This is a genomic window from Jiangella ureilytica (genome assembly GCF_004348545.1).
Lineage (GTDB): Bacteria > Actinomycetota > Actinomycetes > Jiangellales > Jiangellaceae > Jiangella > Jiangella ureilytica.
The window spans coordinates 35,048-61,215 of sequence record NZ_SMKL01000018.1; the positions used below are offsets into that span (position 1 = coordinate 35,048).

At 67.8% G+C, this 26,168-nt stretch carries 22 protein-coding genes and 1 tRNA gene; 16 read left to right on the plus strand and 7 right to left on the minus strand.

Going from position 1 to position 26,168, the window contains the following annotated elements; translation table 11 throughout:
• The first annotated feature begins 203 nt into the window (after window positions 1-203).
• The 3 genes from E1212_RS10280 (at window position 204) to E1212_RS29960 (ending at window position 5,068) form a co-directional block, all read left to right on the plus strand.
• On the plus strand, window positions 204-4,298 hold the full coding sequence (locus E1212_RS10280; protein WP_238992304.1) for a DUF4011 domain-containing protein: 4,095 nt from the start codon (window positions 204-206) through the stop codon (window positions 4,296-4,298).
• A gap of 139 nt (window positions 4,299-4,437) precedes the next feature.
• Window positions 4,438-4,896: a CBS domain-containing protein gene (locus E1212_RS10285; RefSeq protein ID WP_131981977.1), complete on the plus strand. Its 459-nt coding sequence runs from the start codon at window positions 4,438-4,440 to the stop codon at window positions 4,894-4,896.
• Between the two features lie 34 nt (window positions 4,897-4,930).
• Window positions 4,931-5,068: a hypothetical protein gene (locus tag E1212_RS29960; RefSeq protein WP_203416723.1), complete on the plus strand. Its 138-nt coding sequence runs from the start codon at window positions 4,931-4,933 to the stop codon at window positions 5,066-5,068.
• Window positions 5,069-5,074: 6 nt separating this feature from the next.
• Here E1212_RS29960 and mscL read toward each other — a convergent pair whose 3' ends face one another.
• The 5 genes from mscL to E1212_RS10310 form a co-directional block, all read right to left on the minus strand.
• Window positions 5,075-5,464 carry a large conductance mechanosensitive channel protein MscL gene (mscL, locus tag E1212_RS10290; protein ID WP_131981979.1) on the minus strand — a complete coding sequence of 130 codons (390 nt, stop codon included), beginning with the start codon at window positions 5,462-5,464 and terminating at the stop codon, window positions 5,075-5,077.
• Window positions 5,465-5,538: 74 nt separating this feature from the next.
• On the minus strand, window positions 5,539-6,168 hold the full coding sequence (locus tag E1212_RS10295; protein ID WP_131981981.1) for an RcpC/CpaB family pilus assembly protein: 630 nt from the start codon (window positions 6,166-6,168) through the stop codon (window positions 5,539-5,541).
• A gap of 87 nt (window positions 6,169-6,255) precedes the next feature.
• Window positions 6,256-6,579 (minus strand): FmdB family zinc ribbon protein, encoded by a 324-nt coding sequence (locus E1212_RS10300; protein WP_131981983.1) that lies wholly within the window; start codon window positions 6,577-6,579, stop codon window positions 6,256-6,258.
• Between the two features lie 121 nt (window positions 6,580-6,700).
• Complete coding sequence (locus E1212_RS10305; protein ID WP_131981985.1) at window positions 6,701-7,273, minus strand: hypothetical protein; 573 nt, start codon at window positions 7,271-7,273, stop codon at window positions 6,701-6,703.
• The gene (locus E1212_RS10310; protein WP_131981987.1) at window positions 7,270-7,860 is read right to left on the minus strand and encodes a hypothetical protein; all 591 of its coding nucleotides are present in this window, start codon (window positions 7,858-7,860) and stop codon (window positions 7,270-7,272) included. The genes E1212_RS10305 and E1212_RS10310 overlap by 4 nt, the downstream gene beginning before the upstream one ends.
• A 187-nt stretch (window positions 7,861-8,047) precedes the next feature.
• Here E1212_RS10310 and E1212_RS10315 point away from each other — a divergent pair, with 187 nt between their 5' ends.
• Window positions 8,048-10,609: a penicillin acylase family protein gene (locus E1212_RS10315; RefSeq protein WP_131982073.1), complete on the plus strand. Its 2,562-nt coding sequence runs from the start codon at window positions 8,048-8,050 to the stop codon at window positions 10,607-10,609.
• A gap of 17 nt (window positions 10,610-10,626) precedes the next feature.
• On the opposite strand, the gene E1212_RS10320 is transcribed toward E1212_RS10315, so the two are convergent.
• Window positions 10,627-11,223, minus strand: a complete 597-nt coding sequence (locus tag E1212_RS10320; protein ID WP_238992302.1) for a 5-formyltetrahydrofolate cyclo-ligase — start codon at window positions 11,221-11,223, stop codon at window positions 10,627-10,629.
• A gap of 131 nt (window positions 11,224-11,354) precedes the next feature.
• On the opposite strand from E1212_RS10320, the gene galU reads away from it, so the two are divergent.
• The 8 genes from galU to E1212_RS10360 all read left to right on the plus strand — a co-directional run bounded on the left by galU (window position 11,355) and on the right by E1212_RS10360 (window position 16,911).
• On the plus strand, window positions 11,355-12,296 hold the full coding sequence (gene galU / locus E1212_RS10325; protein WP_131981989.1) for a UTP--glucose-1-phosphate uridylyltransferase GalU: 942 nt from the start codon (window positions 11,355-11,357) through the stop codon (window positions 12,294-12,296).
• A complete protein-coding gene (glp, locus tag E1212_RS10330) occupies window positions 12,297-13,523 on the plus strand; it encodes a molybdotransferase-like divisome protein Glp (RefSeq protein WP_131981991.1) in 1,227 nt (408 codons plus the stop codon).
• A 44-nt stretch (window positions 13,524-13,567) separates the two neighbouring features.
• Complete coding sequence (gene moaC, locus E1212_RS10335; protein WP_203416725.1) at window positions 13,568-13,996, plus strand: cyclic pyranopterin monophosphate synthase MoaC; 429 nt, start codon at window positions 13,568-13,570, stop codon at window positions 13,994-13,996.
• Complete coding sequence (locus E1212_RS10340; protein ID WP_131981995.1) at window positions 13,993-14,484, plus strand: MogA/MoaB family molybdenum cofactor biosynthesis protein; 492 nt, start codon at window positions 13,993-13,995, stop codon at window positions 14,482-14,484. The genes moaC and E1212_RS10340 overlap by 4 nt, the downstream gene beginning before the upstream one ends.
• Window positions 14,481-15,098 carry a GNAT family N-acetyltransferase gene (locus tag E1212_RS10345; protein ID WP_131981997.1) on the plus strand — a complete coding sequence of 206 codons (618 nt, stop codon included), beginning with the start codon at window positions 14,481-14,483 and terminating at the stop codon, window positions 15,096-15,098. Before E1212_RS10340 ends, E1212_RS10345 begins: the two co-directional genes overlap by 4 nt.
• Window positions 15,099-15,242: 144 nt before the next feature.
• The gene (locus tag E1212_RS10350; protein ID WP_131981999.1) at window positions 15,243-15,875 is read left to right on the plus strand and encodes a YceI family protein; all 633 of its coding nucleotides are present in this window, start codon (window positions 15,243-15,245) and stop codon (window positions 15,873-15,875) included.
• A gap of 93 nt (window positions 15,876-15,968) precedes the next feature.
• Window positions 15,969-16,787 carry a divisome protein SepX/GlpR gene (sepX, locus tag E1212_RS10355; protein WP_131982001.1) on the plus strand — a complete coding sequence of 273 codons (819 nt, stop codon included), beginning with the start codon at window positions 15,969-15,971 and terminating at the stop codon, window positions 16,785-16,787.
• A gap of 51 nt (window positions 16,788-16,838) precedes the next feature.
• Window positions 16,839-16,911 (plus strand) — tRNA-Ala (locus E1212_RS10360).
• A gap of 666 nt (window positions 16,912-17,577) precedes the next feature.
• On the opposite strand, the gene E1212_RS10365 is transcribed toward E1212_RS10360, so the two are convergent.
• Entirely contained in the window at window positions 17,578-18,507 is a 930-nt protein-coding gene (locus tag E1212_RS10365) for an HNH endonuclease signature motif containing protein (RefSeq protein WP_131982003.1), read from the minus strand.
• Between the two features lie 193 nt (window positions 18,508-18,700).
• Here E1212_RS10365 and E1212_RS10370 point away from each other — a divergent pair, with 193 nt between their 5' ends.
• Genes E1212_RS10370 through E1212_RS10385 form a run of 4 tightly spaced genes read left to right on the plus strand, consistent with a single transcriptional unit; the run spans window position 18,701 to window position 26,013 of the window.
• Window positions 18,701-20,182, plus strand: coding sequence for an ATP-binding protein (locus E1212_RS10370; RefSeq protein WP_131982005.1), 1,482 nt, complete (start codon window positions 18,701-18,703; stop codon window positions 20,180-20,182).
• A complete protein-coding gene (locus E1212_RS10375) occupies window positions 20,179-22,971 on the plus strand; it encodes a Z1 domain-containing protein (RefSeq protein ID WP_131982007.1) in 2,793 nt (930 codons plus the stop codon). Before E1212_RS10370 ends, E1212_RS10375 begins: the two co-directional genes overlap by 4 nt.
• Window positions 22,964-23,959: a PD-(D/E)XK motif protein gene (locus E1212_RS10380; protein WP_238992305.1), complete on the plus strand. Its 996-nt coding sequence runs from the start codon at window positions 22,964-22,966 to the stop codon at window positions 23,957-23,959. Before E1212_RS10375 ends, E1212_RS10380 begins: the two co-directional genes overlap by 8 nt.
• On the plus strand, window positions 23,956-26,013 hold the full coding sequence (locus E1212_RS10385) for an AIPR family protein (protein ID WP_131982011.1): 2,058 nt from the start codon (window positions 23,956-23,958) through the stop codon (window positions 26,011-26,013). The genes E1212_RS10380 and E1212_RS10385 overlap by 4 nt, the downstream gene beginning before the upstream one ends.
• Window positions 26,014-26,168: the final 155 nt, after the last annotated feature.

A 26,168-nucleotide genomic window follows, 5' to 3' on the forward strand; every position in this document is an offset into this window, starting at 1 on the left:
TGGACCGGCGACACTCTAAGGCATCGGTCCGGCCGACACGCGACATACCCGTTGCGGCGCGAGGCAACCAGGCCGGACGGAGCGACGGCCTGCGGTTAAACCTGTGGTCGTGTTCGGCTTGCCTCCACGCCTGGGGGCCGTCGGCGAACTAACGTGCGTGATGTGAGGCATCCGGTTCCCCAGCAACAGCGCCCGTGAGCGCGATGCGCAGCGACGCCGTCGCCGGTCCCGCCCCGACCCGCGCGGAGATGGTCGCCCACGCCGTCGAGCAATGGAGCGGCGAGCTCGCCGCGCTCGGCGGGCGGGACCCGCTGCTGTCGTACCGCGACCTCAAGGTGGGAACGCTCGACCTCGCGGCCGCCGAGCCCGAGGCGCGCAAGGTGCTGCTCGAGGGCGAGCCGGTCCTCGTCTCCAAGCTGTTCCCGTACGAGCCGCTGCGCACGTCGGCGCTGCGCTCGGTCCGGGCCATCCGTGACAAGTCGCGCGAGCTGGCGCAGGAGCGCGGTCTCGCCGTCTGCTACCTCGCCGTCGGCATCGCGACCTGGGCGAACCCGTTCGCGGCGCGGCGGCCGACGGCGCCGGTCATGCTCCGCTCGGCGGTGGTCGAGGCGCGCGACCCGGCCGAGACCGACTTCACCATCACCATCGCCGACGACCCGTTCGTCAACCCGGTCCTGCTGTGGGCGCTGGACTCCCAGCTCGGCCTGCGCTTCGCCACCGACGACCTGCGCGACCCCGCCGGCCGGCTGCGGTACGCGACGGTGGTCGAGCGGCTGCGCGAATTCGCCCCGCCGCACGTCGTCGACGGGTTCGCCATCGCGCACCGGGCCGTGCTCGCGACCTTCACGACGGTGCCGCTGGCGCTCAGCCGCGACCTCGCCGCGCTCGGCGTCGACCTGCAGCAGCACGACGTCGTCGCGGCGCTGGCCGGCGACTCCGCCGCGCTGTCCGCCGTCTCGCGTGCGGGGGCCCCGAGCGAGCTGCGCTTCCGCGTCCTCGACACCGACAGCGAGCAGGACGACGTCGTGGCGGCGGGTGCCGGCGACGGCCACCTGCGGGTCGCCGCCGCGCCGGGCACGGGTCGCACCCAGACGGTCGCCGCGCTGGTGGCGGAGCTGGTCGGCCGGGGTCATCGGGTGCTGGTCGTGGGCGAGAAGCGGGCCGTCCTCGACGACCTCGTGACCCGCCTCGACTCCGTCGGCCTGCGCGACCTCGTCCTCGACGCGGGCCGCACACCGGCCCCTGACGCCGTCCGGCAGATCGCCGAGCTCGCCCGCCGGCTGACCCGGGCCCAGCCCGGCGAGTTCGAGCACGTCACGCCCGGCACGGCGGCCACACTGGCCGGGGAGCTCGACGCCTACCGCGACGCCATCCACCAGATCCGCCAGCCCTGGGGCTCCACGGCGCACGAGGCGATGGTGCTGGTCGCGACGGCACCGGAGTTCGCCCGCACGTCCGCGCGGGTGAACCCCGACGTGCTGGCGCGGGCCGGCAGCACGGCGCACGTGCGGCTGCAGCTGCGCGACTTCGCCCGCATCGAGGGCCTGACGCTGACGGAGTCCGGCTCGCCCTGGTTCGGCTCCGACGTCCCGGACCTCCGCGCCGCCGACGCGCTGCTGGGCACCGTCACCGAGCTGCGCGAACGGGCGCTGCCGCGGCTGAAGAACGCCGCCACCCGGGCCGCCGTCGAGGTCGGGCTGGCCGGGCCGAACTCCGTCGCCGAGTGCCTCGAGACCGTCGACCTGCTGGCGTCGGTCGGGCGGACCATCGAGACGCTCGGGGCGCAGATCTGGGACCAGCCCATCGGCGACCTCGCCGCCGCCACCGGCGACCGCGCCTACCGCACCGAGCACGGTGCCACGGCCGGCTTCTTCGCCCGGCGCAAGCTGCGCAAACGCCTCGCCGACCTCACCGGCAAGCCCGGCCGGCAGCACCGCCAGCGCCAGCACGAGACCCTGATCGCCGCGCAGCAGCAGCTGGTCACCTGGCGCGACCGCTCCCGCGACGGCAAGCCGCCGCGCACCGGCCCGCACCTGCCCAACGCCGTCGACGCCGCGAAGGGCGTGCGGCACGCGCTGGCCGAGCTGGCGGCCGGCAACCCGCGCGCGGGCGACCTCGAGGACCTGTCGTTCGCCGATGTCGCGAAACGGCTGGACGAGCTGATCGCCGACGCCGGCCACCTGCGGTCGCTGCCGCGGCTGTACGAGCTGCAGGCCGAGCTGTCCGCGGCCGGGCTCGACGACCTCATCGCCGAGCTGCGCCGCCGTGGCCTGGGCGCTGAGCAGGTCGAGGCGGTCTTCGACTACGCCTGGTACTCCTCGCTGCTGGACCTGTGGCGCTCGACCGACACCGCACTCGGCCGGTTCGACCGGTACGCCCACGAACGGCGGCTCGAGGAGTTCCGCGCCGCCGACATGGTCGAGGTGCGCGCCGCCGCGGGCCGGGTGCTCGAGGCCCGGCGCGCCCGCGTCGCCGCCGTCGCCGAGCAGCACGAGGGCCAGGCCGCCGTCCTGATCGAGTCGCCCGACGGCGCCCTGCCCGCCACGCCGCGGGCGCTGGTCGCCGAGGCGCCGGAGCTCGCGCTGGCGACGGTGCCGTGCTGGGTCGCGTCGCCGCTGTCGGTTGCCGAGCTGCTGCCGCCGCGCCGGCTGTTCGACGTCGTCATCGTCGAGGACGCCGGGCGGCTCGCCGTCGCCGAGGCGATCCCGGCACTGGCACGGGCCGCGCGGGTCGTGCTCGTGGGCGACGACGACGTCGCGCGCCCGCCGTTCACCACCGCCGTCGAGCCGGCCCCGGATCCCGACGAGCAGGAGGGGCCGTGGGGTCAGGACCCGCCCGCCTCCGTCGTCGACCTGCTCCGCGGCGCGCTGCCCGAGCGGCTGCTCACGGGCCAGCACCGCGTGCGCGACGACCGCCTCATCGGCTTCGCCGCCCGCACGACGCACGCCGCCCGGCTCACGACGGTGCCCGGGGTCGGCGGCACCGACCGCGTGCACATGGAGATCGTCGACTCCGACCCCATTGCCGACGACCCCGTCGACAGCTCGTCCGATGAGGTCATGCGGGTCGTCGAGCTCGTCCTCGACCACGTCCGCACCCGCCCGCACGAGAGCCTCGGTGTCGTCACGCTCGGGCCGCGGCACGCCGAGCGACTCGACGCCGCGCTGCGGCACGCGCTGATCCGGGCCCCCGAGGTCGCGCCCTACCTGCGCGGCGACCGCGCCGAGGCGTTCTTCATCAAGGACGTCGAGCGGGTCTCCGGCGACGTGCGCGACGCGATCATCCTGTCGCTCGGCTACGGCCGGTCGGTCGACGGGCGCATCCTCTACCGCTTCGGCGCGCTGGGCCGCCCCGGCGGTGAGCGGCGGCTGACGGCGGCGACCCTCTGCTCGCGCGAGCGGCTCACCGTCGTCGCCACCTTCGGCGCCGACGACCTCAGCCCGCGGCGGCTGACGACACCGGGCGCGCAGGCGCTCGGGCAGTTCCTCGCGTACGTGCAGCATGGTCCGCAGCCCGACTGGGTCGAGGGCTCCGGCGCCGCGTCGGCCCGCTCCGGCGCGCTGGCCGAGACCGTGGCCGAGCGGCTGCAGGAGGCCGGCGTCGCGGCGGAGATCGTGCTCGACCACGGCGGGCCCGGCGGTGTCGCCGTCGCCGTCCGGCACCCCACGCGGCGATCGAGGTTCGTGCTGGCCATCGAGACCGACGGCGAGACGTACGCGGCCCGGCGCAGCGCCCGCGAGCGCGAGCGGCTGCGGCAGGAGCAGCTGACCCGGCTCGGCTGGACGGTGCACCGCATCTGGTCCGCCGCCTGGGCGTCGGACCCCGACGCCGAGACCGAGCGGCTGCTGGCCGCCTACGAGCAGGCGGTCAAGGACGCCGACGCCTACGACTGGGCCGTCGCGGCGGCCGAAGCGGACATGGTCGCCGGCATGCCGGAGGAGGCGCCCGCCGCTCCCGCGGCTCCCGTCGCGCCCGCGGCTCCGGCCATTCCCGAGGCTGAGAAGGCGGAGGCGGCGGAGGGCGACGCGACAGCCGACGCGCCGGACACCGAGCCCGAACCCGAGCCCCAACGGCAGGGCGACCGGCCGCTCATCGTCAGCGGCCGGGCGATCAGCGACTACACCGGCCGCGAACTGGCCACCCTCGCCCGCTGGATCGAATCCGACGGCGTCGCCCGGCGGGTGGACGACGTGGTGGCGCTGATCACCGCCGATCTCGGGCTCCGGGCCGACGACGCCCGCACCGCCGACGTCCTCCGCCACGCCGTCCGGGTCGCGCGGGCCGGCTCACCCGCGTAGCGCTGCGCCGCGACTGGGCAGCCCAGCGCGGGCCGGGCGCTGACCTGCCGGATCCTGGAATCGGGCGCCGACGGCCGGGGGCTGTGTTCTAGGCTGGTGATCTTCCAGCAGGTGTGTCGTTCAGGGGGAGCGGATAGCCGTGCGCGTCGCTGAGATCATGACCGGTGCCACCATCACCGACTCGACCGCGGGAACGCTACGCAGCGCCGCGGAGTTGATGTGGAAGCAGCAGACGGGGTCGCTGGTCATCGTCGACGGCGAGGCGATCGTCGGCATCGTCACCGAGCGCGATGTCATGCGGGCTGTCGGCAGGGGCGCCGACCCCGACCGCGAGCCGATCTCCACCGTCATGACCCGCGACGTCATCACGGCCGAGCCCGACACGCACGTGCGCGACGCGGCCCGGCTCATGGCGCAGCACTGGATCCGCCACCTTCCGATCGTCGACGGCGGGCGGCTGGTCGGCATCCTGAGTCAGCGCGACGTCATCGGGGTCTTCGCGGCGCTCTGGTACGAGAACGGCGTGCCCGAGATCGACGTCGACAACCTGGTCCGCGAGCGCCGGCTGGCCCGCATCGAAGCGGGCGACCTGGACTGAAGCGACCGACCCAGTCACGAGAGGAACCACGGGCATGAGCAGCGCATCCGGGTGGGAGGACGACCTCGAGGTCCTGCCCGACACCACCACCGACGAGCGCCCCACCGGCTGGGGCGAGGACGACCCCTCGAACGACTCGAGGTTGCTCGAGGAGCGCCCGCCGCACTGGTGACACCCGTCAGACGCGCTCGCGCAGGGCGTCGCGGATCTCGCGGAGCAGCAGGATGTCCTCCGGCGGCGTCGCCTCCTCCTCGGACTCCGGCTCCTTCTTCTGCAGCTCGCGCAGCTTGTTGATCGGCGTGACGATGAAGAAGTAGACGGCTGCGGCGACGCAGAGGAAGTTGAACACGGCGGCGAGGACGAGCCCGATCGAGAACTGGGCGTCCCTGATGGTGAAGTTCGCGACCGACGCGAGGTCGGGCTGGCCGAAGATCGCCGCGATCAGCGGGTTGATGAACCCCTCGACGATGGCGCTCACGATGGCCGTGAACGCGGTGCCGAGGACCACGGCGACCGCGAGGTCGACGACGTTCCCCCTGCCGATGAACTCTCTGAAGCCCTTGAGCATCGGTGTGCTCCCTCTCCGTTCGGACGCGTGGCCGGGCGCCAGGTTATCGGCTGCGCGCGCCTGATCAGGGGACATCACGGCACACCGACGGTGAACGACAGGCGCGCGGCGACGGCGGCAGCAGCGAGATCGGCGGCCTGGGCCGGGGTGGCGGCGACCAGGACGAGGGCGCCCTCGGCGAGCGTGGAGTCGGCGGCAGCCGGAAGCGTCAGCACCGGCACGTCCGCCGCCACGACGGACGTCTCCGCGGCACCGTCCAGCGACGTCGCCAGCAGGTCGATGCGGTCGCCCGGGCGCAGGTAGCCGGCTGCTCCGGCGTCGGCCACCCGGACCGGGGCGGCGACGACCTCGGTGCCGGACGAGTCCCAGCCGGCGAGCAGGCCGGGTCCGAGTACGCGGCGGTCGGTGATGGGCTCGCCCGCCCGCACCGGCGCCGCGAGCAGCGCCCCCGCCGCCTCGCCGAGGACGCCATCGGGAACCGCGCCGGGCGGGAACGCGGCCACGGCGAGGTCGGCTTCGGCCAGTACCGTGCCGCCGGGCAGGTCGCGGGCCGCCACGACCACGCCGACGGTGGCCGGCGCGGCGGGCGAGGCGGCCTCGATGGCGAACGCGACGGCGGCCGCGGCCAGCCCGCCGGCGAGCAGGCGGCGGTGCCAGCCGGCGGTACGGATCAGGCGCCGCAGCGCGGAGCGGGGGTCGTCCATGCCCCCGACGCTAGGCGCGCCGGACCCCGTCGACCGGTTGTCCACAGGCCGGGTTCGCGAGATCCCGGCCGTCCACAGGCGACCGGGTCAGGCGGCGGGCGTGGACGCCTTCGGCGCGGACGACGAGGAGGACGATGAGTCCTTCTTCGCAGAGTCGCTGCTCTTGCTGCCGGAGTCGGACGAGCCGGACGAGGAGTCCGTGGAGCTGCTCGCCGGGGTGCTCGACGACGACGTGGCGCGGCTGTCGTTGCGGTAGAAGCCCGAGCCCTTGAACACCACGCCGACGGCGGAGAACACCTTGCGCAGGCGGCCGCCGCACACCGGGCACTCGGTCAGGGCGTCGTCGGTGAACTTCTGCACCGCCTCGAGCGGCTCGCCGCAGTCAGTGCAGGCATATTGGTACGTGGGCACGCGTAGATCCTCCCGGGTCGCGTCGAAGACCGACGGCTCTTAGCACTCTCAACCTTCGACTGCCAAGAATAATGCCCGGTCCTGGGTGGCCTTGTCCACGCGGGCCGCCGCGCGTCCGCCGTCACGACTGCAGCGTGAACACCACGCCCACCGACGCCACCGCCCACAGCACGCTGGCCAAGGTGCCGATGATGAACCGCTCGGCCGCGGCCGACTGGCTGAGCTCGGGGAACCGGCCGATGCCCTTGCCGCCGAGGACGACGGCGATGCCCTCGGGCCAGCCGGCCAGGATGGTGACCGCGACCGCGAGCCGCTCGAGCGCGCCGATGGACGTGCCGCCGCGCAGCGTCTGCGGGTCGGAGACGTTCGCCGACGCGTCGCCGGTGCTGTCGCCGTCGTCGATGACACCGGTGCTGCGGTCGGCGACGCGCAGCAGTGACGTGGCGACCAGGCTGCCGCCGGTGATGGCGGTGACCACCGCCGCCACCCGCGCCACGTTCAGCAGCGCCGTCCCCGCGGGATCGCCGCCGAGGCCGAACAGCGCCGCAGCGGCCACCAGCACGATCGGGACCGCGGCGCCGGCCAGCCACACCCGGGTCGACGCCTCGGGCCGCCGGGCGTGCTCGACCAGGTACCACGCGACGCCGCCGGCCACGGCCGCGACGCAGAGCAGGATCACCGCCGCCACCGTCATGCCGCGGCCTCCTGAAGCAGTCGCGCCACGACCGGCCGCGCGTCGCGCTCCTGCTGCCAGAGCGCGGCCGACAGCCGCTGCCCGACGGCCTGCCGGCTCACGCCCAGGATCTCGGCGGCCTCGGCGAACGTGTGCCCGGCCTCGACGAGGTCGATGGCGGCCCAGCCGGCCGGGCTGCGCCGCGTGATGACGGCGGCCATGAGGGTCAGGACGGCGTCGGCCTCTTGTGCCCGCTCGGTGCCGGCCCCGACGACGGCGACGTGCTGCGGCCGCTGCTTGGCAGTGTCGAGGGCCTCGCGGGCGTGGACGAACGCCGGGCCCCGGGCCGAGCGCGTGCTGGCGGGCAGCGGCTCCTCGACCGGTCCGGCGCCGATGCCGACGCTCCACGCGCCGGCCCGCAGCAGTAGCCGTGCGGCGTCGACGGCGGCCTCGGACTCGGCGAGGACGCCTTGGAACTCGTCGCCGGCGGTGCGCTCGAACGACAGCAGCGGCTCGTGGACCAGCTGCTTCAGCGTGGACAGGGCATCCTCGACCAGGTCGCGGCTGCGGCGGCTGCCGCGCTGGTCGACGGTCAGGACGAAGGGCACATGGCAAGGCTACGACCTGGCGCCCCATTGCGCAAGGTTCAGAGCTTGCATCGGCACAGGGAAAGGCTCAGGCATTGACAGTAGTGTGACGCCGTCGACCACCCCTCGGCACCCGGTCAAGGGGGCTTGATCGGTCGCCTACGCTGTCCCGGTGACTCGTCGCCGTCTCGCCGCCGGGCTCGCCGTCCTGGCGGGTCTGGTCGTGCTGGCACTCGTCGCCACGGCGTCCGTCGGCGTCTGGTCGGTGCGCCGCGCGTACCCGGAATACGAGGGCACCGCCGAGATCCCGCGGCTGACGGCAGAGGTCGAGGTCATCCGCGACGAGAACGGCATCCCGCACATCTATGCCGACACCCCCGAGGACCTGTTCCGGGCGCAGGCGTACGTGCACGCACAGGACCGGTTCTGGCAGATGGACTTCCGCCGGCACGTCACGTCCGGCCGGCTGTCGGAGCTGTTCGGCGAGGACCAGGTCGAGACCGACGCGTTCGTGCGCACGCTCGGCTGGACCGAGGTCGCGCGTGCCGAGCTGCCGCTGATCAGCCCCGAGAGCCGCCGCTACTTCGACGCGTACGCCGACGGCGTCAACGCCTGGCTGGACCAGACCGACGGCGGCGAGCGCGGCCTCGCGTACACCCTGCTCGGGCTGACCGGCGGTGATGCCTCCCCGAGCCGCTGGACGCCGGTCGACTCGCTGAGCTGGCTCAAGGCCATGGCGTGGGACCTGCGCGGCAACATGCAGGACGAGATCAGCCGCTCGCTGCTGGCGGCGAGCGGGCTGCCGGTCGACCGCGTCGAGCAGCTGTGGCCCGACTCGCCGGCCGGCCTGGCGCCGCCCATCGTCGCCGACGAGTACGTCTCGCCGCGGCTGCCCGAGGCGCTGACCGGCGCCGACGGCGCGCCCGTCCCGCTGCCGCCGGAGGCCATGGCAGCCGTCCAGGAGGCGGCCGACGGGCTCGACGCGGCCCCGGTGACGTTCGGCGACGGCGACGGCGTCGGCTCCAACTCGTGGGTGGTCGGCGGCGAGCACACGGAGTCCGGCGCGCCGCTGCTGGCCAACGACCCGCACCTGGCGCCGTCGATCCCGTCGATCTGGTACCAGGTCGGGCTGCACTGCCGCGAGGTCGGGCCGGCCTGCCCGTTCGACGTGGCCGGCTACTCCTTCGCCGGGCTGCCGGGCGTCATCATCGGGCACAACCAGGACATCGCGTGGGGGTTCACCAACCTCAGCCCCGACGTCACCGACCTCTACCTCGAACAGGTCCGCGGCACCACGTATCGCGTCGGCGACGACTGGATCCCGCTCGAGGTCCGCGAAGAGACCATCGAGGTGGCCGGCGGCGACGACGTCACCATCACCGTCCGCAGCACCCACCACGGCCCGCTGCTGTCCGAGCGCGACGACGACATCGAGTCGATCGGCGCCGACGCCGAGGTCGAGGGCGAGCCGCCGCCGTCGGGCGACGAGGACGACGAGGGGGACGAGGGCGACGACGGGTACGAGGTCGCCCTGCGCTGGACGGCGCTCGACCCCGGCCGCACGGCGGACGCGATCTTCGCGCTGAACCGGGCCACCGACTGGGGCTCGTTCCGCTCGGCCGCCGCGCTGTTCGACGTGCCGTCGCAGAACCTCGTCTACGCCGACACCGAGGGCAACTTCGGCTACCAGGCACCCGGCCGCGTCCCGGTGCGCACCACGTACGACGGCCGCTATCCCGTCCCCGGCTGGACCGGGCAGTACGAGTGGGCCGGCTACATCCCGTTCGCCGCCATGCCCAGCGTCCTCAACCCGGCACAGGGCTATGTCGTCACGGCGAACCAGCCGGTCACCAGCGACCGCTACCCGTTCCTGCTGACCGCGGACTTCGACCCCGGGCACCGGGCCGGGCGCATCGACGAGCTGCTCGCACAGGCGGTGGCCGGCGGCGACCCGCTCGGCGTCGCGGACATGTCGGCGATCCAGATGGACGCGCACAGCGACGCCGCCGACATCCTGGTGCCGTACCTGCTCGAGCTCGAGGCGCCGCAGGGCTACTACGGCGACGGGCTGCGGCTGCTGCGCGACTGGGACCGGTCGATGGCGCCGGACTCCGCCGCGGCGGCCTACTTCAACGCCGTCTGGCGCAACCTGCTCGAGCTGACGTTCCACGACGACCTGCCCGAGGACGAGTGGCCCGACGGCGGTGGCCGCTGGTTCGAGGTCATGCGCCACCTGCTCCAGAACCCCGCCGACCCGTTCTGGGACGACGTCGAGAGCGAGGGCGGCACCGAGACACGCGACATCATCCTCGTCGAGGCGGCCCGCGACGCCCGCGACGAGATGACCATGGAGCAGGGCAAGGACGCCTCGACCTGGGAGTGGGGGCGGCTGCACGCGCTGGAGCTGACGGAGCAGACCTTCGGCACGTCCGGCATCGGGCTGGTCGAGTGGATGGTCAACCGCGGGCCGGTCGAGGTGGGCGGCGGCGGGTCCATCGTGCTGGCCAACGCCTGGGACGCCGCCGAGGGCTACGAGACGGTGTGGTCGCCGTCGATGCGGATGATCGTCGACCTCGACGACCTCGACGCGTCGCGCTGGATCGACCTCACCGGCATCAGCGGGCACCCGTTCCACGACCACTACGAGGACCAGACCGAGCTCTGGCGCGACGGCGAGACGCTGCCGATGCGCTGGGACGAGGACGGCATCCGCGAGGCCGGCGAGCACACGTTCACGTTCGTCCCGCCCGAGCCGACGGCGTCGCCGTAGCCGGTCTCTGCTGCGGCTCAGCGCAGGCGGTGGACGCCGCTCGGGGTCGCCGCGGCGTCGACGGGGACGTCGTGCGGCTCGCGGGGGACCGGGATGTCGAGCACCTCGCCGTCGTGCAGCAGCACGCAGGTCAGCGGCGGCGGCGAGACCGCGAGCAGCCGGGCCAGCACGCGGTCGTACGACCCGCCGCCGCGCCCCAGCCGGTGGCCGCGCCGGTCGACCGCCAGGCCCGGCACGAGCAGCACGTCCGCCGAGGCGACCGCCGCGGGACCCAAGCGGTCGCCGTCGGGCTCCAGCAGCCCGCGCGCGGCCGGGACCAGGCCACGCGGTCCGGTGTACGCGGCCCAGTCGAGGTCGCCGCCGGGCAGCAGCACCGGCAGCAGCACGTCGACACCGTCGTCGCTGAGCGCCTCGATGAGCGGACCGGTGCCGGGCTCGCGTCCCACTGACACATAGGCGGCGACGGTGTGCGCCCCGGCCAGTTCGGAGAGGGCCAGGACGACGTCGCTCAGGCTCCGTCCGGCCGCGGCGAGCGCCGTCGCGTCGAGCTCGGAGCGGCGCGCGAGGATCCGTTCGCGCAGCGCCCGCTTGGCCTCGCGCACCGTCGTCGTCACGCCTTCACCGTAATCCGACCGCACGCCGCGCTACTGACTGTCCGCAGGGCTTTGTAAGGTGACGCCCAGCACGGAGCGGGTACCTGAGCCTTGGAACGAGGCTGGCACGGCCCGACTGGATGAGGAGAGCGATGACTGAGCAGCGAGCGGGACAGGGCGGACCGGACGGCGCGGTGACGAAGGTGGTCATCCCGGTCGCGGGCCTGGGCACCAGGTTCCTGCCGGCCACGAAGGCGACGCCGAAGGAGATGCTGCCCGTCGTCGACAAGCCGGCCATCCAGTACGTCGTCGAAGAGGCCGTCGCGGCGGGGCTCTCCGACGTGCTGCTGGTCACCGGACGCAACAAGGACGCCATCGAGAACCACTTCGACCGCGCCTGGGAACTCGAGCGGGCCCTGGAGCAGAAGGGCGACCAGGAGCGGCTGCGGCGGGTCATGAAGTCGCAGATCCTGGGCGACATCCACTACGTCCGCCAGGGCGACCCGCGCGGCCTGGGGCACGCGGTCCTCTGCGGCGCGCTGCACGTCGGCGACCAGCCGTTCGCCGTCATGCTCGGCGACGACCTCATCGACCCGCGCGACCCCCTGCTGCCGCACATGCTCGATGTGCAGAAGCGCCACGGCGGCAGCGTCATCGCGCTCATCGAGGTCGACGCCGCCCTGGCTCACCTGTACGGCTGCGCGTCGGTCGAGCCGGCCGAGGACGACGTCGTCCGGGTCACCGACCTCGTCGAGAAGCCCGAGCCGGGCACCGCTCCGAGCAACCTGGCGATCATCGGGCGCTACGTCCTGCACCCGGCGGTGTTCGACGTGCTGCGCAAGACCGAGCCGGGCCGCGGCAACGAGATCCAGCTCACCGACGCCCTCAAGACGCTGGCCGGCATGCCCGCCGAGGACGGTGGCGGCGTGCACGCCGTCGTGTTCCGCGGCCGCCGCTACGACACCGGCGACCGCCTCGACTACCTGCGCACCACGGTCAGCCTGGCCAGCGAGCGCAGCGATCTGGGCAAGGACTTCCGGGTGTTCCTGCGCGAGTTCGTTGCGCAGCTACCGCCCGAGGCCGAGGATGACTAGGTGAAACGTGTCGCCGACCACCTGTCCGACATCCTTGCGGCGGTCCGGCCGCTGAGCGAGCTGGACTTCCAGCTGCTCGACGCGCACGGGTGCGTCCTCACCGAGGACGTCATCGCGCCGTGGTCGTTGCCGCAGTTCGACAACACCGCCATGGACGGCTACGCCGTGCTGGCCGACGACGTCGCGTCGGCGTCGGCCGAAGAGCCGGTGACGCTGCCGGTCGTCGCGGACATCCCGGCGGGCGACACCCGGATGAACGCCATCGGGCCGGGGCTCGCGGCGCGCATCATGACCGGCGCCCCCATGCCGGCGGGCGCCGACGCCGTCGTCCCGGTCGAAGAGACCGACGCCGGCACCGCGCGGGTCCGCATCATGTCGCCCGCGAAGCCCGGCGCGCACATCCGGCGGGCCGGCGGCGACGTGCACGAGGGCGACGTCGTCATGGGCGCGGGCACGTATCTCGGCGCGGCGCAGATCGGGCTGCTCGCCGCGGTCGGGCGCGACCGCGTGGTGGTCCGGCCGCGGCCGCGCGTCGTCATCATCTCCACCGGCAGCGAGCTGGTCGAGCCCGGCTACCCGCTGACCACGGGGCAGATCTCCGACTCCAACTCGTTCACGCTGACCGCCGCCGCGCGCGAGGCCGGCGCCGTCGCCTACCGCATCCCGCCGATCCCGGACGACAAGGACCGCCTGCTCGGGCTCATCGAGGACCAGCTCATCCGCGCCGACATGGTCATCACCACGGGCGGGGTCAGCGCGGGCGCCTATGACATCGTCAAAGAGGTCCTCTCGCAGATCGGCACGGTGAAGTTCGACAACGTCGCCATGCAGCCGGGCAAGCCCCAGGGCTTCGGCACCATCGGCGACGACCGCACGCCGATCTTCGCGCTGCCCGGCAACCCGGTCAGCGCGTTCGTCTCGTTCGAGGTGTTCGTGCGCCCGGCCATCCGCAAGATGCTCGGCTCGCCGCGGCTGCACCGGCCCAGCGTCAAGGCCGTGCTGCAGGAGCGGCTGCGCTCGCCCGAGGGACGGCGGCAGTTCGCCCGGGCGCGCGTGCAGACGGCTCAGGACGGCACCCACCAGGTCCGGCCCATCGGGGCGCAGCACTCGCACCTCATGGGCGACCTCGCCTACGCCAACGCGCTGATCGTGGTGCCCGAGCACATCACGGAGGTCGCGGCGGGCCAGGTGGTCGACACCGTCCTGCTGGAACGGCGGCGCGAGTGAGCTCTGGTGGTTTCACGCATCTCGATTCCGAGGGTGCGGCGCGCATGGTGGACGTGTCGGCCAAGGACGTGACGGTCCGGACGGCGACGGCGTCGGGCCGCGTGCTGGTCTCTTCTGCTGTTGTCGCGGCGCTGCGGGGCTCGGGCGTGCCGAAGGGCGACGCGCTCGCCGTCGCGCGGCTGGCCGGCATCATGGGCGCGAAGAAGACGCCGGACCTCATTCCGCTGTGTCATCCGCTGGCGCTGCACGGGGTCGATGTGTCGCTGACGGTTTCTGATGACGCGGTGGTGGTGGCGGCGACCGTGCGGACCGCCGACCGGACCGGCGTCGAGATGGAGGCGCTGACGGCCGTCGCCACCGCAGCGCTCACCGTCGTCGACATGGTGAAGTCCATCGACAAGGGCGCCGTCATCACCGACATCCGCCTCGAGGAGAAGACCGGGGGCAAGTCCGGCACCTGGCGGCGGCCATGAGGGCGCTGGTCGTGACGGTGTCGACGCGCGCGGCCACGGGGGTGTACGAGGACCGGGGCGGGCCGTTGATCGTCGCGGCGCTGTCCGGAGCCGGGTTCGCGGTGACGGGGCCGGTGGTCGTGCCCGACGGCGAGCAGGTCGAGGCGGCGTTGCGTTCGGGGGTCTCTGACGGCTATGACGTGGTGGTGACCACGGGAGGCACCGGGCTCAGCCCCACCGACGTCACGCCCGAGATGACCCGCCGCGTGGTGGAGGCGGAGGTGCCGGGCATCGCCGAGGCGATTCGCGCGTACGGGGTCGCGCACGGGGTCCCGGCGGCGGCACTGTCGCGCGGTGTGGCCGGCCGCGCCGGTCGGACCCTCCTCGTCAACCTGCCCGGGTCGCCGGGCGGGGTGCGCGACGGGCTCGCCGTGCTGGTGCCGGTGCTGGGGCACGCCGTGGATCAGTTGCGTGGCGGGGACCACGTCGCTTCCGGAGGTGCGTCGTGAGGTCGCGATCGACCCGGCTCGGCTGGCCGGTCGAGCTGCACGAGGGCCCCGTCGGGCTGCGGCCGCTGCACGCACGCGACCTGCGGGTCTGGTCCCAGGTGCGGCAACGCAGTGAGGCCTGGCTGCGGCCGTGGGAGGCGACGCCCCCGCCGCCGGCCGACCCGTACACCATGTCGTTCCGGCAGATGGTGCGGCTGCACGCCGCCCAGGCCCGTGCCGACGAGTCGCTGCCGTGGGCGGTCACCTACAACGGGCGGCTGGCCGGGCAGCTCAACGTCTCGAACATCATCTGGGGCTCGGCCAGAATGGGGACCGTCGGCTACTGGCTCGACGTCGACCTCGCCGGCCGCGGCATCATGCCCACCGCCGTCGCCTTGGGTGTCGATTACTGCTTCTTCGTCGCCGGCCTGCACCGGCTCGAGGTCAACATCCGGCCCGAGAATCGCGCCTCCCTGCGGGTCGTCGAGAAGCTCGGCTTCCGCGAGGAAGGCCTGCGGCCCAAGCTCCTGCACATCGACGGCGAGTGGCGCGACCACCGCTCGTTCGCGCTGACCGCCGAAGAGGTCCCCGAAGGACTGCTGCGACGGTGGCGTTCGTCGCGTCTGGCCCCCTGATCGTTGGTAGCGGCGTCGCGCTGACCAGCGGGTCTCACGGTGGGTAACCGTTTAGGGTCGGTTCGTCACGCTCTGTTGGTATCTGCCTGTGCGATTATTGATCGGTAGCGCATCGTTTGCTGATTGTTTCGTCTCGGGGGATTCATGAACGACTCGGCAGGTGTGCGGCTCTGGAACGGCGCCATGCTTCCGACGCCGGGCGTCTTCCAGATCGATGCCGCGCACACGACCGCGGGCTTCGTCGCCCGGCACCTGATGGTCACCCAGGTCCGTGGCCGCTTCGAGAAGGTCGAAGGCACGATTCATGTCGCCGAGGACCCGCTCGAGTCGTCCGCGAACGCCGTCATCGAGACGGGCACCATCACCACCGGCGCGGCGGAGCGCGACGCCCACCTGCGCAGCCCCGACTTCCTCGACGTCGAGACGTTCCCGAAGATGAGCTTCCTGTCCCGCGAAGTCCACGGCGGCGGCTCCGGCCCGAAGTGGTCCGTCGTCAACGGCCAGATGGTCCGCCGCCGCCGCGGCGGCGCCGGCAAGTTCGTGTGCGTCGGCGACCTGACGATTCGCGGGGTCACCCGCCCCATTGAGCTCGACGTCTCCATCGACGGCGTCAAGGGTGACCCGTGGGGCGGTGAGCGCCTGGCTCTGTCGGCGACCGGCGAGATCGACCGCGAAGAGTACGGAATGATGTGGAACGTGGCCCTCGAGGCCGGCGGCTGGCTGGTGTCTCAGAAGGTGCAGCTCGAGATCCGGGCACAAGCGATCAGGATGACCTGAGGTCACTCTCGTCACATCGGTCACGTCCGTTGCGGACGACACACCGAGTCACGTCCAACGGCTCGGTTGCGTTGCCACGTAGCGTTTTGTGGCATGGGATACAGCGGCCTCATCTATGCGGCGATCGTCGCAGCGTGGGCCGCTTTTCTCGTGCCCAAGTGGGTCCGTCGCAACGAAGAGGTCGAGCGTGCCCGCGAGACCGACATGGAGCGCCGGGTGCGCGTCCTGTCCCGCCGTGGCGGTCCTCCGCAAGCGCCGCATGGCGCCGTCGCGGTCCCGTCGCGTGCGCCGTCAGAGCAAGTGACCCGGAGCGTCGAGCCCGACGTCTTCGCAGAAGCCGCCAGGCGCCGCCGGCGCATGCTGAGCTTGCTGGTGGCGCTGCTCGTCGTCTCGGTGGCCTTGGTCGTCGTGGGCCGCGCGCCGGCGTGGTTGATTGCCGGGCCGGGCGTGCTGCTGGTGTTGTTCTTGCTCGTCGCCCGCCGCGCCGCCGTCGTCCAAGCCCGCCGCCGACGGGTGGAGGCACGCCGCCGCGCGGCTGAACGCCGCAAGGAACCCCGTCAGGCCGGCGGCGTTGTCTGGACCTCGTCCTCGGAGGGCGCCGCGGCTCCGGAGGAAGGCGCCACTCGCCGCCTCGTCCTGCCGGACGAGCTCGTGGCCGAGGCGCCGGCAGAAGACCCCAACGCCTGGTCGCCCGTCTCGGTACCGTTGCCTACCTATCTCACCAAGCCCAAGGCAACCCGCCCCGCGGCTCGAAAGATCGACCTCGGTCAGCCCGGCGCCTGGACCTCGGGCCGCCTCGACCCGGCTTCGTCCATCCAGCTCCCGCACCGCGCTCCCGCCGAGCAACCGCCGGCCGAAACCACGGACACCGAGCAAGTGGTCGAAGAGCCCCGCCGCGCCGTCGGCGACTGAGTCCCGATTGGGTCTCGGGCCGGTCCGGATGGTAAAGTCGCGGACGTTCTAGGGGCTGTGGCGCAGCTGGTAGCGCACCTCGTTCGCAACGAGGGGGTCAGGGGTTCGAGTCCCCTCAGCTCCACGAATCAAGATTGGTAGCAGGCGGGAGTTCGGCCATCGGCTGGGCTCCCGTCGTTGTTCCGCCAGCAGGCCGGGGGCCGAGTCGTGGCCCGTCGGGTTGGGTATTTGCCCGATGTCGAGGTGGTGCATGCGTCCGGCGCGGCGCACGCAGAGCTTTCCTTGGGTGCGACGTGGTCGAACCGGACGCGGCAAAGCCGGCGATTGCGGCGTTGGGGTCTGAGCGAGGTCATGCGGTTGGGGCTCGACCGAGGGGGGCAGCGTTGAGTATCCGCAGGCGCCCTAGTCCGCCGACGGACAGCACAATCGCCTCAGTGTGACCGACACTTCGCCGTACATGACGAACCCTACCGGCCGCTAGACGCAGCCCCGCAGACGGGCGCGCGCTGCGACTATGAACGCTCGCGCTCCTCAGTTGTGAACCATGTATTGAACCAGCGGGCCATTGGCAAGATCAGATATAGCCCGGACTTCGCTGGAGCGACTTGCGTGCTCGTTGATAATGCATCCCGAGATCAGCATGCGGGAACCTTCGCTCTTCCGCCAGCAGACTTATATCCAATGTTCGGTCGTCGCCCTAGGAGGACTGGTTCGCTAAACCGTTTGCCTAACATCGCTGGGCGCTTCGCTTGCTCCAGCCCAGGAGGTGTCAGCATGCCTAGACTACCTATCACCTGACACGGTGCTCCTCCCAGTGCTTTGCCAACCATTCCACCTGCTCACTGCGCAGACGCACGCGCAAATTCTCATCATGTAAAGTGGCGTACTGATCGTAGCGCTCCAAGTTGGCGGAGACGTCAATCCGAAGGCTATCCGGGTTGACTGCCAACCAGCCATCATCAAACAGCCGATGGATGTCTCGCCTTAGGAGCAAGCCCCCGTGCTCATGATGGATTCCGAGCTGCGCATAGCTGTATAGATGACCTGCCTCCAGCGCCCGCCCAGGAGCGCGGCCGGTGAACGCGCAGATCTCTCCATGGCTAATCAGTAAGCGTTCTCGGAACGGTCGCTGGCCCCGTCGGACGCGAACGACAGAGAGCCGATGACCTTGAGGAAAAATAAAGTCAGAGGTTCGATGGAGGACCCGATCGATTGCCCACTGGGCACCCCGCGAAGAAACGGAGCTCTGAAACGCACTCCACCGTACTTGGCGGATGCTCAGCTGGCTCTTCGGTGACTCGCATAGAAGGCGGAGCTCGCTGCCGGCAAGCACATTTTCGAGCGACGTCCACGCAGCGTCATGTCGCGAGCGATACTCAGCCACGGCCTTCACCTGGGTGGCAGGCTGATCAAAGACGTTGCCACACTTATAACACTTGAAGCGAGGGAGCTCATTCTTCCGGGCTTTTATTCCGGCCTTGGCGCATTGCGGACACTTGAAAAGCAGCTTGTCTTTATGTTCGACTCTAATCTCCTCAATAACTGAAATTCCAAGTAGCGTCACCTTATCCCACAGCGCTATCGGGTCTCCGGCCCTTATCTTGTCATGATTGGAAACCGTGCTGTCCCAGGTGTAATAGACGCCCGGCTGGTCGTCGTAGCCCGAGTTTCCGCCATGCTGCCTGTTGTCACCTGCGGTGAGAAGGAGCCAAGCCGTCATCTATACCTCCTGACATGCGACTTCAAGCTGTACGCATACGTGGGATCCCATGATCTTGACACGCCGGCCATGAGAGTGGAATAGCTTGGCGCAAGGAACTTGCCAGCACCATGGGATCCGGGGGTCTCCCGGTGTACCCAAATGTCTGGGGTGGCAGCTAGCCTCGGACCAAGTCAAGCTTGGGGGCGAGAACGTGGATCAGGGCTGGGACATCGCCGAGCCACGCGCAGATGCGCTCATCGAGTCGCTCCGAGCCTTCGGGTACTCGCCTGAGGCGGCTGTCGCCGATCTCATCGACAACAGTATCTCTGCAGGTGCAAAGCGGGTATCCGTCGACTTCATCTGGATAGGGCGGGACTCGCTCGTCCGCGTGTCGGACGATGGTCATGGCATGACTGAGGCGGCGCTCGCCGCGGCCATGCGTCCTGGGAGCGCCAATCCGCTTGAAGTACGCCGAGCCACGGACTTGGGTCGGTTCGGGCTCGGGCTCAAGACGGCATCGTTCTCGCAAGCCAGGGAGCTCACGGTAGTGAGCACTGACGCCGCGACGGGGGTGACATCTACACGTCGGTGGGACTTGGACACGGTCGCCGTCTCGAGCGAGTGGCGTCTGCTCCGGACAGCACCCGAAGGATGCGAGATCGCGGCGCCCGCTTCATCGGGTGGGACCGTCGTCCAGTGGGGGAAGCTCGACCGGCTCGTCGGAAATGCCGACATCGATGACCCTCGAGCTCAGAGGCGCCTTCTCGATGTAGCGACCCGGGTGCAGCGGCACCTAGCTGTGACGTTCCATCGGTTTCTTGGGGGCCGCGGACGCATAAGAATAGACATCAATGGACGAGAGATCCAGCCGTTGGATCCATTCTTGATCGACCACCCTGCGACACAGCGGCTTGAGTCGGAGGAATTGCCCTTCCGGGGGTCGCTCATCCGCGTGACGCCATATGTGCTCCCACATCGCAGCAAGCTGGACGACGAAGATGCAGAGCGGGGCGGTGGGGTTCACGGTTGGAACCAGCAACAGGGCTTCTATGTTTACCGCTCAAAGCGCTTGCTCGTTCCGGGCGATTGGCTCGGGCTCGGTATGGCGCGAGATGAGCACACCAAACTGGCCCGGATAGCTATTGACTTTCCCTCCAGTATGGACCACGAGTGGCAGGTCGACGTGAAGAAGTCTACCGCGAGACCGCCGAGCGAGCTTACGGAGAGTCTTCGACGCATAGCAAGGGCCACACGGTCCAAGGCAGAGGATGTCTACCGTCACCGAGGGAAGATTTTTGTGCGTCAGAACAGTCGAGACTTCGTCTTTGCCTGGCACGAGTATAGAGGGCGCAATGGTGAACTCAAGTACAAGGTGAACCGGCGACACCCAGTAATCACGGCCCTGTTCGAAGCCGCTGGACAAAACAGACAGATCGTCGAGCGCGCTCTGCGCTTTATCGAAGAGACAGTCCCAACAACCATGATCGGAGCAGCCGTCGCCTCAGCGATCGACAATCAGTCCACGCCGTTCAGTGAGGCTAGGCGGGAGCTGGGAGCACTTGTTGACTTTGCGTTCTCAGGATTGCTTAGCGATGGCGCCTCTCCAAGCGAGGCGATCGACCGGATCGCGGTTATCGAGCCATTCGTGTATTTCCCTGAGGTTATCGCGGCATTTCGAGAGGGCAAACTGTGAACGTCATCGACCTTATTCGACAGCTGGTTGTGGTCAGGATGGACTTTGCCGTAGAAAAGGGAGCCGATGTTACGCCAGAAAAACTACGGGAATGGGTGACAGTAGCCGCCGAGCAGGTAGGCTCGCCCGACTCACTGAACATCGAACGACTGATCCGCGATATCGAAGCCGATTACAACGTGCACGTCGGTTCGTGGAACGCGCTCGAGGATGATACCGATCACGTGCCATGGCTGGCGGACCGGCTGGGAGAGAAACTCTCGTGGAAATTCTGGGACCGCTATATGCGATTCCTACGGGCTGACCAAAGGCTTCCTCCAGCCGCCGTAAGGCGTACTGATGAGGTGAGTGACGATATCCTTGGCAGACTCGAGGACCCGCATCGGGACGGCCCCTGGGACCGCCGAGGGCTCGTGGCGGGCCAAGTACAGTCGGGAAAGACCGGCAACTACATAGGACTTATAGCGAAGGCGTTAGATACAGGATACAAGCTTGTAGTAGTGCTTGCAGGGGTTCACAACAGTCTGCGCAGCCAAACCCAGGCACGCATAGACGAAGGAATTCTTGGATTCGACACGCGTGCGTTCAGGCTGGCGTCGAAGGCGAATGACTCAAGTCGTGTCGGTGTAGGCAGGCTGGCCGGCCCGCGCTTGTACGTCAATTCCTTTACATCGTCCGCGGACGCCGGAGACTTTCGGCTCAACGTTGCTCAGAACATGGGTATTGCGCCAGGTGGCGCAGATCCAATTGTACTCGTGGTCAAGAAGTATAAGTCCATCCTCACAAACCTGTACACGTGGGCTACCGAGCTGACCAAGGAACGTGATCCTGAAACTGGCGAGTTCAAGGTTCGGGGGGTGCCGGTACTGGTTATCGACGACGAAGCCGACCACGCATCGGTAAATACGAAGAGTGCCAGCGTGAGTGACGAGACAGACCCATCAGTCATCAACGGGCTGATTCGGCAGTTCCTAAACACCTTCGACCGAACTGCTTATGTCGCTTATACGGCAACGCCATTCGCGAACATTTTCATCGACCCCGATGCCGATCATAGCACCTCGGGGGAGGACCTGTTTCCCCGAAGCTTCATCATCAATCTACCGGCGCCTAGTACATACACGGGGCCTGAACAGGTGTTCGGCCTGAAACAAGACACGGCGAACGCAATCGAAGAAGTACGTCCCTTGCCGATAGTCCGGAAGGTGGCCGACTACGGTAAATGGTTACCGGATAAACACAGAGCATCGGATTCTCTTGGCGGCGAGCTGCCGCAGACGCTCCGGGACGCCATTGTCTTCTTTCTCATGGCTGGTGCCGTCCGTCGAATTCGAGGGCAGAGACACAAACACCATTCGATGCTCGTTCATGTCACGCGATTCACGAACATGCAGAAGCAGGTTGCCGAGCAGGTGGAGGACTATCTCGAGGAGGTTAAGCAACGGCTCGCTTTCGGCGAGGGCTCGAACTCGCCCCTCGCGGCTCAAGTGAAAAGGTTATACAACGAAGACCTGCGTCCAACGACTGCAGAGTTGAACCTCGCTTATGGTCTGGTGGCGCCAGCCCAAATCCCTTCCTTCAGCGAGTTATGGTCAGAGTTGTATCTGATAGCGTCGGAAACCAAGATCCATGTCGTGAATGGAACGTCGACGGACGCCTTAGAGTATGTCGATCACCCGAACGGAATTAGCGTTATCGCGATCGGCGGCGACAAGCTGTCTCGAGGCTTGACGCTGGAGGGCCTGACGGTCTCATACTACCTTCGCGCGAGTAAGATGTACGACACCCTAATGCAAATGGGGCGGTGGTTCGGATATCGGCCAGGTTACCTTGATGTGTGTCGCCTCTATACCACGAGCGGCCTAATCGGCTGGTACGAGCGGATCACGGCAGCATCGGCCGAGCTCCAGCGTGAGTTTGAGGCGATGGCGGCTGTTGGTAGAACGCCAGCCGACTTTGGACTTCGAGTAAGGCAGCATCCTGACGGCCTACTTGTAAGTTCGCCAACCAAACTCCGTAACGCGCAGAAGCTGAGCATATCGTTCAGCGGCTCGATTTCCGAGACAGTTACCTTCCGTGCGGCGGATCGCATTGCCAACTTCAGGGCGCTTGACGACATGATAGGTCGATTGGGCCGAGTACAGGCGGGCCCTACCGGCATGAAGGTTTGGCGTCACGTTGCGCCCGAGGAGGTCTTGCGCTTTTTGTCCACCTACCGGGCTGATCGCGCAGCCTATAAGGTGCAGCCAAAGGCTCTCTCCGACTACATCAGTGGCCGAGTCGTAGATGGTGAGCTGGTCGACTGGACGGTTGTGCTTGCTGACGTAAGGGGAGGAACGCTGTGCGACGTCGGCGGCATCGCCGTAGGTCTGACACAGCGAGCACATCATAATGCCGCCACAGGCTCGGGGCGGTACACCGTGCGCCGTCTGGTGAGCCCTGGGCACGAGCTGGTGGACCTTGTGAAGGATTCAGACAACTGGAAGCGTGCCCTGAAGGACACTTTGAGGTCTTGGGAGCTCAATCCGCGCCGTAAGCCCGACGATGAGCCACCGATTAGACCCTCGGGATTATGGGAGCGAAGGCTGCGGTCAGATCGAAGCGGCCTTTTGCTCCTTTATCCGCTCCTCCCCTCGATGTGGGATGACTGGGACGAAGATCCGACTCCCTTTGTGGGCTTTGCCGCGTCATTCCCGTGGTCCGCACGAGCGAAGCCGCTCGAATATCAAGTCAATCTGGTTCACTTGAAGAATGAGTTCGGATGGGATGACGAGGAATTTTATGAATAGACCGTTAGATATTAGCCTTTGGCAGCAGCTGGCTTCGGATCCTGCCGTTGACGGCATAGTGAGAAGGCGCGTCCTGCCCGAAACGATTCACGACGTCTTCCTCGGCGAGAAGCGGCCGTCCGGGCAACGGGTCCTCCTGCTTAGCATTAAGGGACCACCTATTGGCCTTCCGCGAAAGCGGCCATTGTCCCGCGGTTTGGCGGTGGACGTCGAGATCAGCGCCGAGAATCTGGTCAATATCCAGCTCACGTCGACTTCACCGGCCGGCGACTCTCTCTTTGCCGAACTGGCGTCGGACGTGGTCGGCGTCCTCGCTCAGAGTCCAGGTCATGGTGCAGCTGGCCGAGTCTTGGACAGGGTCGTCGCGTGGCAGTCGTTCTTCGCCGCGCGTCGCGAGGTGTTCACGGGAGAGACCGCAGCGGGCCTTTTCGCCGAACTGACCGTCTTGGGCGAGATCTTGATACCAGCAATCGGGCCGAGCTCTGCTGTTGCCGCATGGTGTGGCCCAGATCCAGCGGTCCAAGACTTCCAGCGAGGCGATCTCGCGGTGGAGGTAAAGTCCTACCGAGGAAACGGCCCCGGCAAACTTTCAATTAGCTCAGAGCGCCAGCTGGACGTTACGGGCTTATCTGAGCTGTATCTCGCCTATATCCGGTTGGATCAACGGCCGGAAGGTACGGGAACAACCCTCGGGCAGGCGATAGATTCATTGAAGGAGGTCATAGCTGAGACCGCGTCTGCTTACGACCTATTTCTTGAGCGGCTGTTAAGCTACGGCTGGCATGAGTCGCTAACGGACACGCTGACCGATAGGTACCACGTGCGATCCAGCGAACTCTTCAAGGTATCGCCTGGTTTTCCCAGGATTCTGGCCGAGTCGTTGCCGCTTGGTGTGGGAGGAGTTTCATACCATATTGATCGCAGCGCGATTGAAGAATTCCTTTTTCCTGAAGAAGCCTTCGCGGCGAGGCTGAGGGAGCTCCATTGACCGCCGGGATCGATGAGTATCTGCTTGACTTGCAGCGCCAGATTTCGCTTCTGGCCTCGGATGAGGGTTACGAGCAGGCGCTGCCTGAGATGTTTACTATATTCATGTTCGAGCTTCTTGCTGAAGCGGGCGAGATCGAGGGCGCGGTTCCGGCCTTCTACCAGGCCACGGGTGCGCGGGCGTCGGGCTTTGCTTTAAGCGACGACGAGACCACTCTCTGGCTCTTTCTTACCGATTACCGCGGCGATCTGACTCCGCAGGGCCTGGGTAAGACCGAACTTGATACCCACTACCGTCGAATGTGTGGGTTCCTGCAGCGTGCACAAGATCAACTGTGGAGACGGCTTGAAGAATCCTCGCCGAGCTGGGACATGGCCCACCGGCTGTCGGAGGTGTGGGACGAGGTTGGCGAGGTTCGACTTGTGGTTCTGACCAACTCGATACTCCGCACGACCGTTCCAAAGGGGGGGAGGCTGGAGGGCCGGCAGGTCCATCATTCTGTCTGGGATCTGACGAGACTCCATCAGTTGACGACAAGCGGGCGAGCTCAAGAGCCGATTCTTGTCGATATCGTCGAAATGTGGGGTGCCCCGATCCCCTGCTTGGGGCCGCACGGCGATTCTGGAGTCTACGACGCCTATCTCATGCTCATGCCAGGTGAGCTTATTGCGCAGATGTACGAGGAATATGGCCCTAGACTTCTTGAACTTAACGTCCGTTCGTTCCTTCAGTCGCGAGGCAAGGTTAATCGAGGGCTTCAAGAGACAATTAGGGATTATCCAAGGCGGTTCCTAGCATATAACAATGGCATATCGATGACTGCGTCTTCCGTTAAAGTAGTGGAGCTCTCAGGTGGCGGAAGCGGCATAATCGGAATTTCCGACTTGCAGATCGTTAATGGGGGTCAGACCACCGCTTCCCTCCACTATGCCAAGGTGAAGAGCAAGGTCGATCTTTCGGAGATCTATGTCCAGGCGAAGCTGTCGGTGGTGCAATCATCGCTATTGATGGACTTGGTTCCGCGGATCAGTGAGTTCGCTAATAGTCAAAACCGGGTCAACATGGCGGACTTTAGTGCGAACGATCCGTTTCATGTTGAGGTTGAGCGATTGTCTAGGACGATATGGGCACCTGCCAAAGCGGCAACCGTGGATATGACGCGTTGGTTTTACGAACGCGCGCGTGGTCAGTACGCAGACGCGCATGCGCGCGAACGCACTCCGGCTCGGCAGCGCCAATTCAAGGTCGTAAATCCCTTGAGTCAGAAGTTCACCAAGACAGACCTCGCGAAATTTGAGAATACGTGGGATCAGTTGCCATGGATAGTTTCATTGGGTGCGGAGAAGAATTTCAGGGAGTTCATGCTCCGCCTTGAGAGGCGTGGCTCATCATTCAAGCCGGATCAACAATACTTCGAGAATCTGATTGCGAAGGCGCTTCTTTTCCGTACTGCCGAGAAGATCATTGGGTCACTTCACTTGGGCGGCTATCGGGCTCAGACCGTGACGTACACGCTCGCCAAGCTCCTCCACGCTACTGGCCAACGAGTGAGCCTGCGAGCTATCTGGAGAGCCCAAGAACTGTCGCCAGAGTTGACATCCGCTGTCCGTGATCTGGGTCCGTTAATCTATGAAGCGCTGTGGTCCACAGCGAACGGACGCAACATCAGTGAATGGGCCAAGAAGGAGAGCTGCTGGAAGTCTATCATCGAATTAGAATGGGCACCCTCGGACGCGCTTGGTGAGCAGCTCGAGAAGGGGACTGGCCGCACGCGCACTACCTCAATGAGTAGTATAGGTGAGCAACTCGGTGTCGAAGAACAAGCGGCATTAAAGGCCGTTACTTCGATCAGTAGTGAAACATGGAAGGCGTTGAGTGCTTGGGCGAAGCAGACCGACAGCTTACAGAGCTGGCAGCGTAGTTTGGCGTTTAGCCTCGGAACCTTACTCAAGGCGGGCCGTGTTCCATCACGAAAGCAAGCCGTCCAAGGTGCACGGATTCTAGCCGAGGCGTCGCGCCTTGGCTTTGCAGCACACGAAGGACGCGGCGAGTAGGTGGTCCAAGGTTCGGGAGCGAACCGCTGGATGCGGGCGGCCCGCTCCTTTGCGTGCAGGATCTCTGGGGTTGCCTGCCTGGAGTGGTCATCGACGAGGAGCGGATGTGGGCCATGGACCGGCTGGCCGGTGATGTCGCAGTCCCAGCGGATGAA

Excerpts from the sequence above, each read along its gene's own strand:
- mscL (WP_131981979.1), bottom strand. The coding sequence starts at position 5,464 with ATGCTCAAGGGCTTCAGAGAGTTCATCGGCAGGGGGAACGTCGTCGAC.
- E1212_RS10295 (WP_131981981.1), bottom strand. The coding sequence starts at position 6,168 with ATGGACGACCCCCGCTCCGCGCTGCGGCGCCTGATCCGTACCGCCGGC.
- E1212_RS10365 (WP_131982003.1), bottom strand. The coding sequence starts at position 18,507 with ATGACGGCTTGGCTCCTTCTCACCGCAGGTGACAACAGGCAGCATGGC.
- galU (WP_131981989.1), top strand. The coding sequence starts at position 11,355 with ATGACTGAGCAGCGAGCGGGACAGGGCGGACCGGACGGCGCGGTGACG.
- E1212_RS10340 (WP_131981995.1), top strand. The coding sequence starts at position 13,993 with ATGAGGGCGCTGGTCGTGACGGTGTCGACGCGCGCGGCCACGGGGGTG.
- moaC (WP_203416725.1), top strand. The coding sequence starts at position 13,568 with ATGGTGGACGTGTCGGCCAAGGACGTGACGGTCCGGACGGCGACGGCG.
- E1212_RS10350 (WP_131981999.1), top strand. The coding sequence starts at position 15,243 with ATGAACGACTCGGCAGGTGTGCGGCTCTGGAACGGCGCCATGCTTCCG.
- E1212_RS10305 (WP_131981985.1), bottom strand. The coding sequence starts at position 7,273 with ATGACGGTGGCGGCGGTGATCCTGCTCTGCGTCGCGGCCGTGGCCGGC.
- E1212_RS29960 (WP_203416723.1), top strand. The coding sequence starts at position 4,931 with ATGAGCAGCGCATCCGGGTGGGAGGACGACCTCGAGGTCCTGCCCGAC.
- sepX (WP_131982001.1), top strand. The coding sequence starts at position 15,969 with ATGGGATACAGCGGCCTCATCTATGCGGCGATCGTCGCAGCGTGGGCC.
- E1212_RS10280 (WP_238992304.1), top strand. The coding sequence starts at position 204 with ATGCGCAGCGACGCCGTCGCCGGTCCCGCCCCGACCCGCGCGGAGATG.
- E1212_RS10380 (WP_238992305.1), top strand. The coding sequence starts at position 22,964 with ATGAATAGACCGTTAGATATTAGCCTTTGGCAGCAGCTGGCTTCGGAT.